17 protein-coding genes are annotated in these 16892 nt (G+C 69.6%); 7 read left to right on the top strand and 10 right to left on the bottom strand.

Annotation, left to right across the window (positions count from 1 at the left end):
- Positions 1–49: 49 nt before the first annotated feature.
- Positions 50–967, bottom strand: coding sequence for a cation diffusion facilitator family transporter (locus tag ASC79_RS05610; protein WP_200937079.1), 918 nt, complete (start codon positions 965–967; stop codon positions 50–52).
- A 115-nt stretch (positions 968–1082) separates the two neighbouring features.
- Here ASC79_RS05610 and ASC79_RS05605 point away from each other — a divergent pair, with 115 nt between their 5' ends.
- The gene (locus tag ASC79_RS05605) at positions 1083–2156 is read left to right on the top strand and encodes a GTP-binding protein (protein WP_056024987.1); all 1074 of its coding nucleotides are present in this window, start codon (positions 1083–1085) and stop codon (positions 2154–2156) included.
- A 108-nt stretch (positions 2157–2264) separates the two neighbouring features.
- On the opposite strand, the gene ASC79_RS05600 is transcribed toward ASC79_RS05605, so the two are convergent.
- Positions 2265–2696 (bottom strand): biopolymer transporter ExbD, encoded by a 432-nt coding sequence (locus ASC79_RS05600; protein ID WP_056024991.1) that lies wholly within the window; start codon positions 2694–2696, stop codon positions 2265–2267.
- A gap of 205 nt (positions 2697–2901) precedes the next feature.
- Between ASC79_RS05600 and ASC79_RS05595 the strand changes: the two genes are divergently transcribed.
- Positions 2902–3867, top strand: coding sequence for a WD40 repeat domain-containing protein (locus ASC79_RS05595; RefSeq protein ID WP_056025166.1), 966 nt, complete (start codon positions 2902–2904; stop codon positions 3865–3867).
- Positions 3868–4039: 172 nt separating this feature from the next.
- Here ASC79_RS05595 and ASC79_RS05590 read toward each other — a convergent pair whose 3' ends face one another.
- Complete coding sequence (locus tag ASC79_RS05590; protein ID WP_056024994.1) at positions 4040–4705, bottom strand: nitroreductase; 666 nt, start codon at positions 4703–4705, stop codon at positions 4040–4042.
- Between the two features lie 78 nt (positions 4706–4783).
- Here ASC79_RS05590 and mtgA point away from each other — a divergent pair, with 78 nt between their 5' ends.
- The gene (gene mtgA / locus ASC79_RS05585) at positions 4784–5488 is read left to right on the top strand and encodes a monofunctional biosynthetic peptidoglycan transglycosylase (RefSeq protein WP_056024997.1); all 705 of its coding nucleotides are present in this window, start codon (positions 4784–4786) and stop codon (positions 5486–5488) included.
- A 60-nt stretch (positions 5489–5548) separates the two neighbouring features.
- Complete coding sequence (gene ald, locus ASC79_RS05580; protein ID WP_056025000.1) at positions 5549–6667, top strand: alanine dehydrogenase; 1119 nt, start codon at positions 5549–5551, stop codon at positions 6665–6667.
- Position 6668: 1 nt separating this feature from the next.
- On the opposite strand, the gene ASC79_RS05575 is transcribed toward ald, so the two are convergent.
- Positions 6669–7544 (bottom strand): bifunctional regulator KidO, encoded by an 876-nt coding sequence (locus ASC79_RS05575; protein ID WP_056025003.1) that lies wholly within the window; start codon positions 7542–7544, stop codon positions 6669–6671.
- Positions 7545–7645: 101 nt separating this feature from the next.
- Between ASC79_RS05575 and ASC79_RS05570 the strand changes: the two genes are divergently transcribed.
- Entirely contained in the window at positions 7646–8629 is a 984-nt protein-coding gene (locus ASC79_RS05570; protein WP_056025004.1) for an XdhC family protein, read from the top strand.
- 155 nt (positions 8630–8784) lie between these two features.
- On the opposite strand, the gene glp is transcribed toward ASC79_RS05570, so the two are convergent.
- The 6 genes from glp to moaA are packed head-to-tail and all read right to left on the bottom strand — an operon-like array spanning position 8785 to position 12716.
- Complete coding sequence (gene glp, locus ASC79_RS05565; protein WP_056025007.1) at positions 8785–9975, bottom strand: gephyrin-like molybdotransferase Glp; 1191 nt, start codon at positions 9973–9975, stop codon at positions 8785–8787.
- On the bottom strand, positions 9972–10442 hold the full coding sequence (gene moaC, locus ASC79_RS05560; RefSeq protein WP_056025011.1) for a cyclic pyranopterin monophosphate synthase MoaC: 471 nt from the start codon (positions 10440–10442) through the stop codon (positions 9972–9974). Before moaC ends, glp begins: the two co-directional genes overlap by 4 nt.
- Positions 10443–10991 (bottom strand): molybdenum cofactor biosynthesis protein B, encoded by a 549-nt coding sequence (gene moaB, locus ASC79_RS05555; RefSeq protein ID WP_056025014.1) that lies wholly within the window; start codon positions 10989–10991, stop codon positions 10443–10445.
- Positions 10988–11440 (bottom strand): molybdenum cofactor biosynthesis protein MoaE, encoded by a 453-nt coding sequence (locus ASC79_RS05550; protein WP_056025017.1) that lies wholly within the window; start codon positions 11438–11440, stop codon positions 10988–10990. The genes moaB and ASC79_RS05550 overlap by 4 nt, the downstream gene beginning before the upstream one ends.
- Positions 11437–11676: a MoaD/ThiS family protein gene (locus ASC79_RS05545; RefSeq protein ID WP_056025020.1), complete on the bottom strand. Its 240-nt coding sequence runs from the start codon at positions 11674–11676 to the stop codon at positions 11437–11439. The genes ASC79_RS05550 and ASC79_RS05545 overlap by 4 nt, the downstream gene beginning before the upstream one ends.
- Positions 11677–11681: 5 nt before the next feature.
- Complete coding sequence (gene moaA, locus ASC79_RS05540) at positions 11682–12716, bottom strand: GTP 3',8-cyclase MoaA (RefSeq protein ID WP_056025169.1); 1035 nt, start codon at positions 12714–12716, stop codon at positions 11682–11684.
- A gap of 29 nt (positions 12717–12745) precedes the next feature.
- Between moaA and ASC79_RS05535 the strand changes: the two genes are divergently transcribed.
- A complete protein-coding gene (locus ASC79_RS05535) occupies positions 12746–13354 on the top strand; it encodes an NTP transferase domain-containing protein (protein WP_056025023.1) in 609 nt (202 codons plus the stop codon).
- 264 nt (positions 13355–13618) lie between these two features.
- Positions 13619–16858, top strand: a complete 3240-nt coding sequence (locus ASC79_RS05530; protein ID WP_056025029.1) for an autotransporter domain-containing protein — start codon at positions 13619–13621, stop codon at positions 16856–16858.
- Positions 16859–16892: the final 34 nt, after the last annotated feature.

Below are 16892 nucleotides of genomic sequence, written 5' to 3'. Positions count from 1 at the left end.
ATAGCCCGCGGGCGAGAGGCGCGGACTTATACAGAGGGACCGTTGAGAGTCAACGCGCCTGGCGTGTTTCTACGGTCACGTGGCTCAAACCCGGCAAACCGGCCAGCCGCGCGCGATAAGCCTCGGCGGCGAGGACGTTCTGGGCCTCGACGACGACGATCGCGGCGTGGTGACCGGGCCCCAGGCGCCAGAGGTGAAGGTCGAGCAGCCGCTCGCCCCCGCTCTCCATGCGATGGCGAATCTCGGCCGTCAGCTCGGGCGAAGGATTGACGTCCAGGAGGACCGCGCCTGTGCGGGTCAGCAGCCGCCAGGCGAAATGGGCCAGCAGCGCCGCGCCGGCCAGCCCGGCGAGGGCGTCGGCCCAGGCCCAGCCGAACGTCCGCCCCAGGCCCAGGCCGACGATGGCCAAGGCCGAGATGGCGGCGTCTCCCGCCAGGTGCAGATGCGCGGCCGAGAGGTTGAGGTCGCCGTCGCGATCATGCGCATGGCTGTGAACGGGCCGCAGCAACCACATGCAGACCAGGTTGATCACCAGCGCCAGGGCGGCCAGGGCCAACGCCCCGTCATAGGCCACGTCCGAGGGCGAGAGCACATGGCGTCCGCTCTCGATCGCCAGCAGCACGGCGCTGATCGCCAGCACGGCGGCGTTCGCGAAGCCCGCCAGATAGCCGAGCTTGCCGGTTCCGAACGAGAAGCGCGGGTCCTGCGCGTAGCGGCGGGCCATCCGATAGGCGCCGGCCGCGACGACGAGCGCGGCGACGTGGGCGGCCATGTGCACGCCGTTGGCGATCAGGGCCATGGAATTGAATGCTAGTCCGCCGCCGATCTGCGCCGCCAGGGTGAGCACGCAGATCGCGGCCACCAGCCAGGTCCGACGCTCGTTGCGGGCGTGGTCGGCGCCCAGATAGGTGCGATCGCCCCGGAAGGCGTCCATCTGTCCTTGGCGTTCTGGGGCGGAGGCGGTCACGGTTGCTCTTATATATAGCGGCGGTCGCCAGGGCGCGGTGTTATTCGATAACACCCATATGAGGTCAAGCGGTCGAAGGCCGCAGCCTGTTCCCTTCCACGCGATCAATGACTAGATGACGCCTATGACCGACAAGACACCCGTCACCGTTCTCACCGGCTATCTCGGCGCCGGCAAGACCACGCTGCTCAACCGCATCCTCACCGAGGACCACGGCAAACGGTACGCCGTCATCGTCAACGAGTTCGGCGAGGTGGGCATCGACAACGACCTCATCGTCGGCGCTGACGAAGAAGTCTTCGAGATGAACAACGGCTGCGTCTGCTGCACCGTTCGCGGCGACCTTATCCGCGTCCTGTCGGGGCTGATGAAGCGCAAGGGCAAGTTCGACGCCATCGTGGTCGAGACCACGGGCCTGGCCGATCCGGGGCCGGTGGCCCAGACCTTCTTCGTCGACGACGACGTGAAGGCCAAGACCCAGCTCGACAGCGTCACCACCGTGGTCGACGCCAAGCACCTGCCGCTGCGGCTGGCCGACTCTAAGGAAGCGGTCGAGCAGATCGCCTTTGCCGACCAGATCGTGCTGAACAAGACCGACCTGGTCACCGAAGAGGAACTGCGCAGCGTCGAGGCGGCGATCCGCCGGCTGAACCCGCTGGCGCCGATCCATCGCACCCAACGCTCGCAGGTGCCGCTCGAGGCCATTCTCGGCCGCGGCAGCTTCGACCTGGCCCGCATCACCGAGGTGCAGCCGGAATTTCTGAATCCCGCCCACGGCGAAACGGGCCACGTTCACGACGAGGACTGCGACCATGATCACGACCATCATCATCACCACGGCGATCATGACCACGGTCACCACGACCATGATCATCAGGACCATGCGGCGGCAGCAGGCATCCGCGGCATCTCGCTCACGCTCGACAAGCCGATCCACGGGCAACGGGTGACCAACTGGCTGAACCAGGTCCTTCAGGACCAGGGGCCGGACATCCTGCGCGCCAAGGGCATCCTCGACGTGCAGGGCGAGGATCGCCGCCTGGTGTTCCAGGCCGTGCACATGATCCTGGAGGGCGACTTCCAGGGGCAGTGGAAGGACGGCGACAGGCGCTACAGCCGGCTGGTGTTCATCGGCCGCAACCTCGACGAAGCCAAGCTGCGCGAAGGCTTCGAGGCCTGCGCGGCCTAGGGGCTCCTCATCCCGGACGGCCGCTCTGCGGCGTCCGGGATAACAGGCAAAGAAAAAGCCCGCCCGGGTTTCCCTGGGCGGGCTTTTCTATTTCGTCCGAAGGGCTGCTTAGAGCTCTTCGTTGATCAGGGCGACCTGGAAGAAGCCGTTGCCCTGCAGGGTGTTCATCACGGCCATGAAGTCGCCGTAGCGAACGGTCCGGTCGGCGCGGATGTAGACGCGCTCTTCGGTCGGTTCCGGCTTGGCCAGGATGCGGGTCAAGTCCGCGGGCAGGGTGTCGAGGCTGGTCGGGATATCGCCGATGAACAGCTTGCCGCCTTGCTGAACGTTGATCAGCGTCGGCTCTTCGACCTTCGTGCCCGGGGGCGGCGGAACCGCCGGCGGCAGGTCAAGCTTGATCGACACCGTCGCAGCGGGGATCGACACCATGAAGATGATAAGGAGCACCAGCATCACGTCGACGAACGGCGTAACGTTGATGTCGCTGTTCTGGCCGAGGTCGAACTTGCCGCCGCCTCCGCCACCCAGCTTCGCACCCATATTAATTTCCTTCCCTTGGGCCTCTCGTTGAGGCCACCGCACAGTCGCAGACACCCATCGCTAAACAAAAAGGGATTGTAAAGCCCGAACCTGCGGACTCGCGCTCTCCAGAGGTCGGGTCTTGCGCGGCGCCTGCTTCGGAGGCGCGTTTCTGGTCGATTCCGCCTCTCGCCAAGATCGTTGTTAGGCAGGTATGACCCCCACCATGACTTTCCAGTTCGACGCCTATGTCACCGCGGCCCTGTTCGGAAAGGACGGGAAGGCCCTGTTCGCCCTTGGCGACGGCACCGTCCGATTCGAGTCGGGCGAGCAGATCGACGCCCACGACGGCGCGATTCTCTGCGCCTGCCTGCATCCCAGCGGCGAGGGCCTGATCACCGGCGGCGACGACGGCCGCGTCGTCTGGTCGCGGGTTTCGGGCGCCGTCGAGATCGCCAAGATCCCCGGCCGCTGGATCGACTCGGTCGACGCCTCGCCGGAGTCCAAGCTGATCGCCTTCTCGGCGGCCAAGGACCTGCACATCCGCGACGCCGGCGATCCCGCCTTCAGCCGCACCTTCACCCACGAGAAGTCGGTGGCCCATGTCGCCTTCGATCCCAAGGGCCGGCGGGTGGCCGCGGCGACCTATGGCGGCGCCTGGCTCTGGTACGCCAAGATCGCCGAGCAGAAGCCCTATGTCCTGAAGTGGGCGGGCAGCCACGTCGGCCTGGCGTTCAGCCCCGACGGCAAGTTCCTGATGTCGGCCATGCAGGAGAACGCGCTGCACGGCTGGCGCGTCGCCGACGAGAAGAACCTGCGGATGGGCGGCTATCCGGTGAAGGTCAAAAGCATGGCCTTCGTCGCCAAGGGCCAGCTGCTGATCACGTCGGGCGCCAACGGGCTGGTGGCCTGGCCCTTCGCGGGCGCGACAGGCCCGATGGGCAAGCAGGCGGCCGAGGTCGGCTTCGACGAGAGCGCGATGGTCGTGCGCGTCGACGGCATGCCCGGTGGGCAATGGGTCTGCGCCGGGCTGGACGACGGCCGTGTCTGGGCCTGCGACCTCGCCGGCCAGCGGGTCGTGCCGCTGAAGGCGGAGAAGGGCTCGGCCATCGCCGCCCTGGCCATGAGCAAGGACGGCACGCGCGTCGCCTGGGGCGACGAGGACGGCGCGGCCGGCGTGCTGAGCGTTTAAGCGACGCCCCAAGGTGTCATCCCGGTTTCGGCGCAGCCGAATACCGGGACCCATTGCCGCCTGATCCTTGGAGAATGAGGCTCAGACGGAGCCGCCTCCTGCCTCATCTGGTGTTCATGGGTCCCGGTCTTGCTTCGCAAACCGGGATGACAGAGTGGGCGGCTGGGAGAATCTAAGACTCGAAGCCCCGCAGCTCGCCCCAGACCTCGAATGGGTCGCGGGTGGAGCGGAAGGCGTTGATCGGCGCGGTCTCGTCACGCCAGCCCATCGCCATCCCTGAGAACACCATGTGGTCGCTGGGCAGGCCCACGGCTTTGGCGACGCTCTGCGGATAGCGCGCCCAGTACTCCTGCGCGCAGGTGTCCAGGCCCCGCTCGACAGCCAGCAGCATCACCGTCTGCATGTACATGCCGACGTCCGACCACTGCGGCGGACCGACCTTGCGGTCGAGGCAGAAGAACAGGCCGACCGGGGCGCCGAAGAACTCGCCGTTGCGGGCGAACTGGCGCAGGCGGGCGGGCTTGTCCTCGCGCGGGATGCCGACCGAGGCGTACAGCTCCTCGCCGTTCTTGAACCGGCGGGTGCGGAAGGGCTCCCAGAGGTCGGGCGGATAGACGTCGTACTCCATCGGCTCGCCGAAGGGGTTGGCGGTGACCTCCGCCTTCAGCTGCGCCAGCGGCGCGCCGGTCAGGGCGTAGACCTTCCACGGCTGCAGATTGCCGCCTGAGGGCGCGCGGGCCGCCGCTTCCAGGATCTCGCGCACGAGGGCGGCGGGCGGGACGTCCGGCCTGAAGGCGCGGATCGACATGCGGGCGGCGACGGCGTCGGAAACGTTCAACAGATTGCGTCCTTGCGGCGGCTTGGAACCTTGCTCAAAGCATCGCTACTATCCGGCCGTGGGGTAAGGGCAAGGGTCTTGGCAAAGGCGTCTAAGGGGTTTTTCGGGCGGCTGATCGGCGGCCTGTTCTTGCTGGTGCTGATCTTCGGCCTGATCGGTCCGGTGCTGGTCACGGCCATCTACCGGTACGTGCCGCCGCCGGTGACCTGGCTGATGGTGCAGCGGGTGACCGAGGGCCGGGGCTTCGACCGCCGCTGGAAGCCGCTGGACGAGATTTCGCCGCGGCTGGTGCGCGCGGTGATCGCCGCCGAGGACGCCAAGTTCTGCGACCACCACGGCTTCGACTTCGCCGCCATCGAGAAGGCCTACGAGGCCAACGCCAAGGGCAAGAAGCTGCGCGGCGGTTCGACCATCAGCCAGCAGACCGCCAAGAACGTCTTCCTGTGGCCGGGCCGCTCCTATGTCCGCAAGGGCCTCGAGGCCTACTTCACGGTGCTGATCGAGGTGATCTGGGGCAAGCAGCGGATCATGGAGGTCTATCTCAACTCCATCGAATGGGGTCCGGGCGTCTATGGCGCCGAGGCGGCCGCCCAGAAGAACTTCGGCGTCAGCGCCGCCAAGCTGACCCCTGCTCAGGCCGCGCGGCTGGCGGCGATCCTGCCCAGCCCGCTGAAGTGGAAGGCGGCCAAGCCGGGCCCCTATGTGAAGCGCCGCTCGGGCAAGATCGGCAAGGCCGCCGGGACCATCAACCGCGAGGGCATGGCCGCCTGCGTCCTGGGTTGACCAGGCGCCGATATGCCCGCTCCATGCCGCTGGGGGCCCAGTCCTGTCGGAGGCGGCTGCATGAAGGTCGGCGTTCCAAGCGAGATCAAGCCGAACGAACACCGTGTGGGCCTGACGCCCACCGCCGTCCGCGAGTACGTGACCCGCGGCCATGAGGTGATGGTGCAGGCCGGCGCCGGCGCCGGGGCGGGCTATGCCGACGACGCCTATGTCCGCGCCGGCGCGGCGATCGCCGCCGACGCCGAGACGATCTTCAGCGACAACAAGCTGATCGTGAAGGTGAAGGAACCCCAGCCGGCCGAATGGGCCCGGCTGAACGAGGCGCACATCCTCTTCACCTACCTGCATCTGGCCCCGGATCCGGACCAGGCCGACGGCCTGCTGGCGTCGGGCTGCGCGGCCATCGCCTACGAGACGGTCACCGACGCGGCCGGCGGGCTGCCGTTGCTGGCGCCGATGTCGGAGGTGGCCGGGCGCATCGCGGTATTCTCGGCCGGCGAGACCCTGCTCAAGCACAACGGCGGCATGGGGCTGCTGATCTCGGGCGTGCCGGGCGTGCCGCCGGCGCGGGTGTGCGTGCTGGGCGGCGGGGTGGTCGGCGCCAATGCGGCGCGGATGGCCGCCGGCCTGGGCGCGGAGGTGGTCGTGCTGGAGCGCTCGATCCCGCGCATGCGCCAGCTGGACGACATGTTCCTTGGCCGCATCCTGACCCGCTACTCGACGCTCGACGCCGTCGAGGAGGAGGTGCTGAAGGCCGACGTGGTGATCGGGGCGGTGCTGACGCCAGGTGGCGCGGCCCCCAAGCTGGTCCGCCGCGAGCATCTCAAGCGGATGAAGACCGGGTCGGTGCTGGTGGACGTCTCGATAGATCAGGGCGGCTGCTTCGAGACTTCGCATCCGACCACCCACGCCGAGCCGACCTATGTGGTCGACGGGGTTGTGCATTACTGCGTGGCCAACATGCCGGGCGCGGCGCCGCGTACCTCGTCCGAGGCGTTGGTCCATGCGACCTTGCCGTTCGGTCTGGCGCTGGCCGACCGCGGGCTGGAGGCCCTGCGGGAGAACCCGCACCTGGCCAAGGGGCTCAATGTGCTGAAAGGCGCGGTGACCCACCCGGCCGTCGCCGAAGCGCTCGGCAAGGACTTCGTCGATCCGTTCGGCGTATGGGCGAAGCGCTAGTTTAGGCGGCGGCCCAGGCGCGTGGGTCGAGGGCGACCGGATCGTCGATCGCCATTTCGTCCCAGTCGAGATCCGGCGGCGGGCTGGAGGCGGCCGCGATCACGGCCGAGACCTCGGCGGCGGAGGTGACGCCGACCAGGACCGTCGCGGCTTCGACGCGCGAGAGCGCGAAGCCGAGCGCCGCCTGCAGCGGGTCGGAACGGCCCTCGGCGATCAGCCGGCGGGCGCGGGAGATACGGCTGGCGGCGGCCTTGAGGTGCGTCGGCGCGCGGTCCGGCGGCAGGAACAGCAGGCCGTTCAGGAAGATCGAACGCAGGTGCACCTCGATGCCGATGCCGGCCAGGGCGGCCAGGGTGCCGTCGATCAGCAGCCGCTGGTCGAGCAGCGAGGCCGGGGCCTGGACGATGTCGGGACGGAAGCGGCGGGCGACGCCCAGCGGGTCGTCGGAGGCGAACACCGAGACGCCGATCTTGCGGGTCAGGCCCGCGTCCTTCAGCGCCCGCAGGCGGTTCCAGAGGGCCATGCCGTGTGGGCCGAACAGGTCGGCGGCGCAGGGCACCAGGATGGCGTCGGCCTGCTCCACGCCCAGACGGCGCAGAGTGGCGCGGGCCTCGGCCTCCACATAGTCCGGGCCACGGTCGGGGCGCACGGTGGAGATCGAGATGCGGAACGGGGTCGGGCGCGGCAGCACTTCGCCCAGGGCCGCCTCGGCGACGGCCGAATGGCCATCGACGTCCAGCACCGCCAACTGAGCGCGCGCAGCGATGTCCAGGATGTCCCGGGCTTCGGCCTGGGGCGCGCGGCCGCGCACCAGGGTGGTCTGGTCGAGACCGAACTGTGCGGAGCCGAGGCCGAGCTTGGAGAGCGGTGAGATCATGAAGCCGGTGACGCTGGATACGGAAGCGATGAAGCGCCATCTTCACGGCAATGCCTAAAGAACCGGTGTCTAGGACCTTTCCAGGGGGTTAAAGTCGAGCCATGCGAGAGCCCCTCCCCGAATGGCCGATGTTCGGCATGGCCGACGATGTGCGGCCTGCGCTACGCCAAGCCCAGCAACGGAATCTGCCGCTCGCCCTGGCGACCCTGGTGTCGGTCGAGGGGGGCGGGCCGCGTCCGCCGGGCACGCAGATGGTTTTCGCCGAGGGAATTGTCGCCGGTTACTTTTCCGGAGGCTGCGTGGAGAGCGACGTCGCCGATCACGCCTTCGCCTGCCTTGAGGATGGAACCCCCCGGCGCCTGGTCTACGGCGCGGGCAGCCCCTGGCCCGACATCCAGCTGCTGTGCGGCGCGCGGATCGAGATCTTCGTCGAGCGCCTGCAGCCAGGCGACCTCGCGCTGACCGAGCTGCTGGCGGCCCACGACCAGCGGCGGCCGGTGGTCTGGGTGAGCGACGGCGTGCGGCGTGCTTGCGGGGCCGCGCCCGCTCCCTGGGATGGCGCGGTCGTCCAGGCCTATGACCCCGTTCCGCGACTGGTGGTGTTCGGCGCCGATCCGACTGCGCTCGCCATCGCCCAGCTCGGCGTCCAGTCCGGCATGGAGACCACGCTGGTGCGGCCCAAGGGACCCCAGGCGCCGCCGCCGATCCCCGGGATCGCCTATCGCCGCGACGAGCCGGCGGCCGCGCTGGCGGCGATCGGGACGGATGCCTGGACGTCCATCGCCATCGCCACGCACAACCTCGACATGGACCGCGAGGCCCTGGCCGCGGCCCTGCCGTCCGACGCCGGCTATGTCGGGCTGCTGGGCGCGCGCAAGCGCCTGCCCGAGCGGCTGGAGCCGCTGCGCGCGGCGGGCTTCCCCGAGGCGCGGCTGCAGCAGCTTCACGCCCCCATCGGCCTCGACATCGGCGGCAAGGCTCCTTGGGAGGTGGCGCTATCGGTCATCGGCGAGATCACCGCCCTGCGCCACGCACGGCTGGCCGAAGAGCCGCGCAAGGCGACGCCGAAGCGCGAGACGGCTTAGCTGTTCCATCGCGTGTCATCCCGGAAGCCGCGCAGCGGCTGTCCGCGACCCATGAACACCTGATGGCTCAGGCGGCGGCGCGGCCCCGCCTCAATCCGCCTTCGCGGCGCGAATGGGTCCCGGTCTTGCTTTGCAAACCGGGATGACACTGGTTGTCACCCCCGCGTCAGCGGCAGCACCTCGGCCAGTTCGCCCGCGGCCAGGGCCGGGGCGCCTGCGGGCCGGCGCAGCAGGGCGTCGGCGGCGGCGAAGACGGTGACCAGCGAGGAGTCCTGGTCGCGATAGGGTTCGGCGGTCAGGCCGCCGTCCACATGGCTGAGCTTGGCGCGCATCCAGTGCTCGCGAGGCCCGTTGGCGGCCAGCGGCGCGGCCAGGCGGGCGCTCACCATCGGCGGGTTTTCGGCCCCGCCCTGCATCTTCATGACGATGGGCTTCAAGAACAGTTCGGCGCAGACGAAGGCCGAGGCCGGATTTCCGGGCAGACCCAGCAGCCGGCGGCCGTCGCCGAACACCCCGAAGAAGGTCGGCTTGCCGGGGCGGACATTGACGCTGGCGACCTTGAGCGAGAGGCCGAGAGCTTCGGCGGCGGCGCGCACCAGATCGTGGTCGCCGACCGAGGCGCCGCCCACGGTGACGACAAGATCGGCGTCGGCGTCGCGCAGCGCGGCGATCACAGCGTCCAGCTCGTCGCGGATCGGTTTGCACTTGAAGGCGAGGCCGCCCCAGCCCTCGACCATGGCGGTGAGGGCCGGCGCGCCGGAATCGTAGATCTGGTAGGGGCCCGGCGCGGCCGGCGCCTCGACGATCTCCTCGCCGGTGGACACGATGGCCACCCGCGGCCGGGCGTGGACGAGAACCTCGGCGCGCCCGGCGGAGGCCGCCAAGGACAACCGCCAGGGATCGATGCGGGTTCCGGCGGTCAGCAGCGCCTGGCCGGCCCGGAAGTCGCCGCCGGCGGGGCGCAGGTTGGCGCCGGGCGCGGAGGCCGGGACCGTGACGGCGTCGCCCTCGCGGGTCGCGTCCTCCTGGATGACGATGGTGTCGGCGCCGGCGGGCATTGCCGCGCCGGTGAAGATCCGTACCGCCTGGCCGGGCTGCAGCACGCCTTCATAGCCGTGGCCGGCCGCGCTCTCGCCGGCGATGGCCAGCGTCCCGGGGGCGTCGGCGCTGCGCAGCGCCCAGCCGTCCATGGCCGAGGCGTCGAACGGCGGCTGGTTGCGGATCGCCGCGACGTCCTGCGCCAACACCCGGCCGATGGCGTTCTTCAGCGCGACGGTCTCGCCGGCCAGGGGAGAAACCTCGGCCAGCATCGCAGCGCGGGCGTCATCGACCGGCATCAGCTTCATGCGCGCGCCCAGTCGCCGGACTTGCCGCCGCTCTTGGTCAGCAGCCGCACGCTCTCGATGGTCATGCCTTTGTCGGCCGCCTTCAGCATGTCGTAGATCGTCAGGCAGGCGACCGAGACGGCGGTCAGCGCCTCCATCTCCACGCCGGTCTGGCCCGAGGTCTTCACGCGGGCGGTGACGGCCAGGCCGCCGTCGGCCGGGGCCACGCGGACCTCGACCTTGCTCAGCGCCAGCGGATGGCACAGCGGGATCAGGTCGGACGTCTTCTTGGCGGCCATGATCCCGGCGATCTCGGCGGTGGCGCGCACATCGCCCTTCTTGGCGTCGCCCGAGAGGGCCAGGGCCAGGGTGGCGGCGTCCATGCGCACGAAGCCCTCGGCGGTCGCTTCGCGCGCTGTGCTCGCCTTGTCGGAGACGTCGACCATGTGGGCGCGGCCGGTCTCGTCGATGTGGGTGAGCTTGCTCACCTACTTCTCGAGCAGGCGCGGCATGAGTTCGACCATGTTGCAGGGGCCATGGCGGCTGTCGAGCTGCGCGGAGATCACCTTGTCCCAGCCGTCCTTCACCGCGCCGTTCGATCCCGGCAGGCAGAAGACGAACACGCCGTCGACGATGCCGGCCACAGCACGGCTTTGCAGGGTCGAGAGCCCGACCGACTGGTAGCTGACCAGATGGAAGATCACCGAGAAGCCGTCGATCTTCTTGTCGAACAGCGGCTCGACCGCTTCGGGAGTCACGTCGCGGCCGGTGATGCCGGTGCCGCCGGTGGTGATGATCGCATCGACGCTGCCGGAGGCGACCCAGGCTTTGATCTGCTCGCGGATCTGGGCGACGTCGTCGCGCACGATGCCCTTGTCGGCCAGTTCGTGCCCGGCGCCGGTGATGCGCTCGACCAGCACGTGGCCGGAGGTGTCGCTCTCCTCGTCGCGGGTGTCGGAGACGGTCAGGACGGCGATGCGGACCGGCTTGATCGCCTGGTCCGGGTGAATGTGGCCGCCGGGGGCGAGGGCGTTCATGGCTTGGAGGTCTCCCATCGGGCGATGTCGGCGTGGTCCTGCTCGCGCGGTTCGATCCAGCGCGAGCCGTCGGGGCCGGTCTCCTTCTTCCAGAAGGGAGCGCGGCTCTTCAAGTAGTCCATCAGGAAATCGCAGGCTTCGAAGGCCGCGCGGCGGTGCGTGGCGGCGGCGGCCACGAACACGATCGCCTCGCCGGGCGCGATCTTCCCGATGCGGTGGACGATGTGGAAGTCGTCGAGGGTGAAGCGGGCCTTGGCCTCGTCGGCGATCTTGCCGATCGCCGTTTCGGTGAAGCCGGGATAGGCCTCCAGCTCCAGCGTCGTCGTCGCGCCGCGTTCGGCGCGGGCCAGGCCCGTGAACGTAGCGATGGCGCCGGTCTCGCTGCGGCCCTGGCTGAAGGCGGTGAGCAGCGCGCCCGGTTCGAACGGCTGGTCGGTCAGGCTGATCATCCGCCGCTCATCGGCGGCAGGAAGGCGACCTCGGACCCGGCGGTGATCGCCGCGTCGCCGCGGACGATGGCCTGGTCCAGCGCCACCTGCACGCCCGGCCGGGCCAGCGCCTCGGCCAGATCCGCGTCCTCGCCGGACAGCAGGGCGCGCAGGGCGGCGATGGAGGCGCTCTCGATCTCGCGCTCGCGCCAGCCGGCGATGTCGCTCAGGCGACCAAACAGCAGGACCTTGGCCATGAGCTCTAGCCCCCGGTGGTCGACATGTGCCGCGCGACGGCCGGGGCGGCGGCGCGCTCGATGTGGAAGTCGTGGCCCTGCGGCTTGGCGTCCACGGCCAGGCGGATGGCGTCGATCAGGCCCGCGTCGTCGGCGCCGGCGCGGATCACCGCACGCAGGTCGCTGGCGTCCTCGCGGCCGAGGCAGGTGTGCAGGGTGCCGGTGCAGGTCAGCCGCACGCGATTGCAGCTTTCGCAGAAATTATGGCTGAGCGGGGTGATGAACCCCAGCCGCCCGCCGGTTTCCTCGACCTGGACGTAACGCGCCGGGCCGCCGGTGCGGTGGGCGATCTCGTTCAAGGTCCAGAAGCTCTCGAGATTGCGGCGGACATCCTTCAGCGACAGAAACTGGTCGGTGCGGTCGACCTCGATCTCGCCCAGCGGCATGGCTTCGATCAGGGTCATGTCGCAGCCGCGCGCATGGGCCCAGGCGATCAGGTCGGGCAGCTCGGCGGCGTTGTCGTCCTTCAGCGCCACGGCGTTGATCTTCACCGACAGCCCGGCGGCCAGGGCCGCATCGATTCCGGCGATGACCTTGGGCAGCTGGCCGCCGCGGGTCAGGACACGGAACTTGGCCGGGTCCAGGGTGTCCATCGAGACGTTCACCCGCCGCACGCCCAGCCGGGCCAGGTCGGCGGCGAATTCCTCCAGCCGGGTGCCGTTGGTGGTCAGGGTCAGCTCGTCCAGCGCGCCCGACTTCAGGTGCCGCGAGAGGTTCTCGAACAGGCCCATCACGCCCTTGCGCACCAGCGGCTCGCCGCCGGTGATCCGCAGCTTGCGCGTGCCCAGCGCCACGAAGGCCGATGCGATGCGGTCGAGCTCCTCCAGGGTCAGGACTTCGGCCTTCGGCAGGAAGGTCATGTGCTCTGACATGCAGTACACGCAGCGCAGGTCGCAACGGTCGGTGACCGAGACGCGCAGATAGCTCACAGTCCGGCCGAATCCATCGATCAGCGGCTGGGCGCGGGCCTCTTGCGGCGATGCGGCGTCGTAGGGCGTCATGCTGACCATAAGATAGAGGGGAACACGGTTTGGCGACAGGGGCGCCCGAATTCGAGGCTGTGGTTTTGGCCGCCGGGGCGGGGCGGCGGTTCGGCGGCGGCAAGCTGCTCGCGCCCTGGGCAGGCGGCGCCCTGCTGGACGGCGCCCTGGCCGCCGCCTTCGCCGCGCCCATTCGCCGGGTGATCCTGGTCACCGGCGCCGATCGCGAGCGGGTCGAGGCGGCCGCCCGCGACTTTGCCGCGCGAACGGGTGCCGAAGGTCGCCTGCTGGTGGTGCACGCCGAAGACCACGACGAGGGGATGGGCGCGTCGCTGCGCCGCGCCGCCGCTGAGCTGCCCGCCGATTGTGCAGGCGTGTTTGTTTTCCTCGGCGACATGCCTCGTGTGCCGCATGCGGTGCTGACGGACCTGGCGCAGGCGGTGCGCGGCGGCGCCCCGGCCGCCGCGCCGGTGTTCGAGGGACAGCGCGGCCACCCGGCCCTGATCGGCGCGGCGCTGCTGCCCCAGTTGCTCACGCTGAGCGGCGACGCCGGCGCGCGGGCGATCCTGAAGGGGCTCGGCGAGCGGCTGGCCCTGGCCCCGGCGCCTGACGATGGCGTGCTGTTCGACGTCGACGAGCGCGGCGACCTGCCGCAGTAGGGCGCCTATTTTAAGGTCAAGCTTCGTTAAACAAGATCGGTGAGAAAGCCTCAACCGCGATCCATCCGGGCCAGCAGAAGCGAGCCCACGCGGTCTTGATGAAGAAATCAGCGGTTGCGCGTCGCCGCCGCCAAAGGGGTCTGGGGCTTAGTCTTGTTCAGTTCGAATGTTGAACGTGCGGCGCTCGCCGCGCGGAGTGTTTCGTGCGGCCTGCGTTCCGGCCGGAGTGCAACGGGAAGGTGGTCGCGCCTGGCGCTGATCGCCATGGCCGGAACCGCGCTGACCGCGCCGATGGCGGCGGCGACCGCAGGCGGCCCGCTGATCCTGAGCGGCAAGTACATCAAGGTCGGTCTGAACGAGACCGGCGGTACGCTAGGCTACGACAACAACACTTCGCCGGGCATTCTGTACGACGGCACGGGAACGGGCACGTTCAACGCGGGCTACGACTACCTGACGCCAGGGACGGCCTATGAGGGCTTCGCCATCAAAGGCAGCGCCGGCTCGGCCTTCTCGTTCCACAACAACAACTCCGCCCTTGGCTCTGTCGGCATCGCCGGCGGCGCGTTGGTCTCCTACAGCGGCGTGGCGTACGACGGCGCGACCTACGATCAACGCGCTGTCTGGTCGGCCACGGTCACGAACGGCGGGGCGAACCTGTTCACCATCAGCCACGACTACTACTTCAACGACGCCGGCCAGCAGCTCAACATCGTCACCACCATCGAAGCGCTGACGGATCTAACGGGCCTCAGCTTTGGCCGTTTCACCGATCCCGACGCCCGCGCCGCAGCCGGCGACAGCAGCGCAACCAACAACTTCCAGGGCTCGGGCAGCGTCGCCGCCAGCGACCTGGTCTATGCCGAAGCACTGGCCTCCAAGTACGTCATCGGCCTCTATTCGAACGACTCGGCCACCCATAATTCGGGAGTCGCCGGCTTTCCGTGGAGCTCCGATCCGTTGTTCTACCTGTCCGGCGACAATGACGGGAACGGGGACAATTCGATCGGTCTGGGCTTCGACCTCGGCGACTTGCTCAGCGGCGGCAAGGTCACGTTCAAGTACCAGTACATTTTCGGCACCGACATCGCCGCGGCGATCGGCGCCAATGGCGGCGGCGGCGGCGGCGCCCTGCCAGACATCGCCGCGGGCGGCTCGTTCACGCCCGAGGACGTGCTGGGCGGCAAGGTCAATCCGGTGTTCGACGGCGGTACGCTGAACCTCGGCGCCTCAGCCTCGATCAACAGCGCCTTCACGGTCCGCGAGGCCGGCGGCACCATCAACACCGGCGGCCACGACCTGACGATCTCCGGCAGCGTGCAGGGCGAAGGCGCCCTGACCAAGACCGGTGAAGGGGTGCTGACCCTGACCGGGTCCAACAGCCAGAACGGCCTCGACATCCAGGGTGGCACGGTCGCCTTCAATGGCGGCGGCGCGCTCGGCTCGGGCACGATCACCATGAGCGGCGGCGGCGCGCTGCGCTCGGATCGTGACTCGACGGTCAGCCAGGGCCTGCAGATCGGGGCTGGCCAGCAGGGCGGCTTCAACACCGCCGGACACAACGTCCAGCACACGGGCGACATCAACGGCGGCGGCGGCCTGATCAAGACCGGCGCCGGGACGCTGACCCTGACCGGGAACAACAGCCACGGCTCGCTCGACATCCAGGGCGGTTCGGTGGTGGCCGGATCGGCGAATGCGCTGGGCGCGCCCGGCGGGCAGATCACGCTCGGCAATGGCGCTGGACTGGTCGCCGGCTCCAACATGACCGTCACCCAGGGGCTGAACGTCCAGGGCGAGAACTCTGGCTTCGACACCGCCGGCCACGACGTGACGATGAACGGCGTGCTCACCGGCCAGAACTGCTTCGTCAAGTCCGGGACTGGGACTCTCAGCCTCAACGCCGCCGGCTCCAACGCCATCGGCGCCTGCGTGCAGCAGGGCCAACTGGCCTTCAACAACGTTTTCGCCGGCCAGGTCTGGGTCGACGACGGCGGGACGATGAGCGGCTCGGGTCGCGTCAACGGCAACGTCGAGGTGGACGGAACCCTGTCGCCCGGCAACTCGCCCGGCGTGCTGGTGGTCGCGGGCAGCGTCGCCCAGGCGGCGGGCTCGACCCTGGCCATCGATATCGACGGCCCGACCGCCGGCAATGGCGCGGGCCATCACGACCAGCTGGTGGTGAGCGGCGCGGGAAGCGTCTACACCGCCGGTGGGACCATCACGGCGATCACCCGTGGCATCACCGGTTCGGCGACCAACACCTACACCCCGCAGATCGGCGACAGCTTCCAGGTGGTCAGCGCCGAAGGCGGCGTGACCGGCGCCTTCGCGGCCATCACCCAGCCGACTGAGGGCCTGGCCCCGGACTCGCGCTTCGACGTGCTCTATCTGCCTAAGGCGGTGGTGCTGGCGGTGACGCCGAACAGCTACGCCGCGCTCGCGGGCCGCGCCGGCAAGCAGAACGCCCAGGCGGTCGGCCGCGTGGTCGACGCCAGTCGCCTGGCCGCGGGCCAGCGCGACGCCGGCCTGGCCGGCGGTCTCGTCGGCCTGAAGCGACCGCAATTGCTGGACGCGCTGCACCAGGCGTCGGGCGAAATCCATGCCGACGGCATAGAAGCGGTGCTCGCCTCCAGCCGCGCCACCCGCACCGAGGTCACCGACCGCCTGGAGACCGCCTTCGGCGCCCGCAAGGTCTGGGGCGTGGCCGGCGCCGACACCTGGGAGATCGACGCCGACCAAGCCGCCTATGGCTATCGCACCGACCGCGCCTCGATGATCTTCGGGATCGATCAGCCGCTGTCGGACGACCTGCTGGTCGGCGCGGCGGTCAGCTACGGCGAGACCGAGGTCGACGGCCGCGGCATGGGCACGGCTCGCACCGTCAGCTACCAACTGCACGGCTACGGCGCCTGGCGCTCGGGCGACAACTACGTCAACGGCGTGGTGGCCGCGGGTCTCGACGACTACAAGCTGACCCGCTCGGTCACCCTGGCCAACGGCGCGCGCGCCTATCTGGGCAAGGCGGACGGCGCCTCGCTGTCGGCCGACGTCGAGGCCGGCCGCCGCTTCGCCATGGGCCGCGCCGACCTGGTGCTGGCCGCCGGCCTCGCGGCCGACCGGGCCGAGCGTGACGCCGTCAGCGAAGACGGCGAAACCACCGGCGCCCTCCGCTTCGCCAGCGAGACCCGCACGGCCGTCCAGGGCCGCGTCGGCGGTCGCATCAGCACGCAGACCCAGGCCGGAGCGATCAAGCTGCGCCCCTTGGCCTCGCTGTTCGTGACCCAGGAGTTCGGCGACGACACCACCACGCTCGGCGCACGCATGGGCCAGAACAGCTTCGACGTCGCGGCGGCCTCGGCCGGCGAAACGGCCGTGAAGCTGTCGACCCAGCTCGACGCGGCGATCAGCGACCGCACCCGCGTCAGCCTCGGCTACCGCTACGGCTGGACCGACGCGTCGGACAGCCACGCGATCCGCGCGGCCGCGTCCTTCACCTGGTGATGATCGGCTTCCCCTTCGGGCTTTCGGGTCCGAA

Source organism: Phenylobacterium sp. Root1290 (assembly GCF_001425305.1).
In the GTDB taxonomy this organism is placed as follows: Bacteria; Pseudomonadota; Alphaproteobacteria; order Caulobacterales; family Caulobacteraceae; genus Phenylobacterium.
The sequence above is the reverse complement of the archived record's forward strand: the minus strand, read 5'-3'. Positions and strand labels throughout refer to the sequence as shown.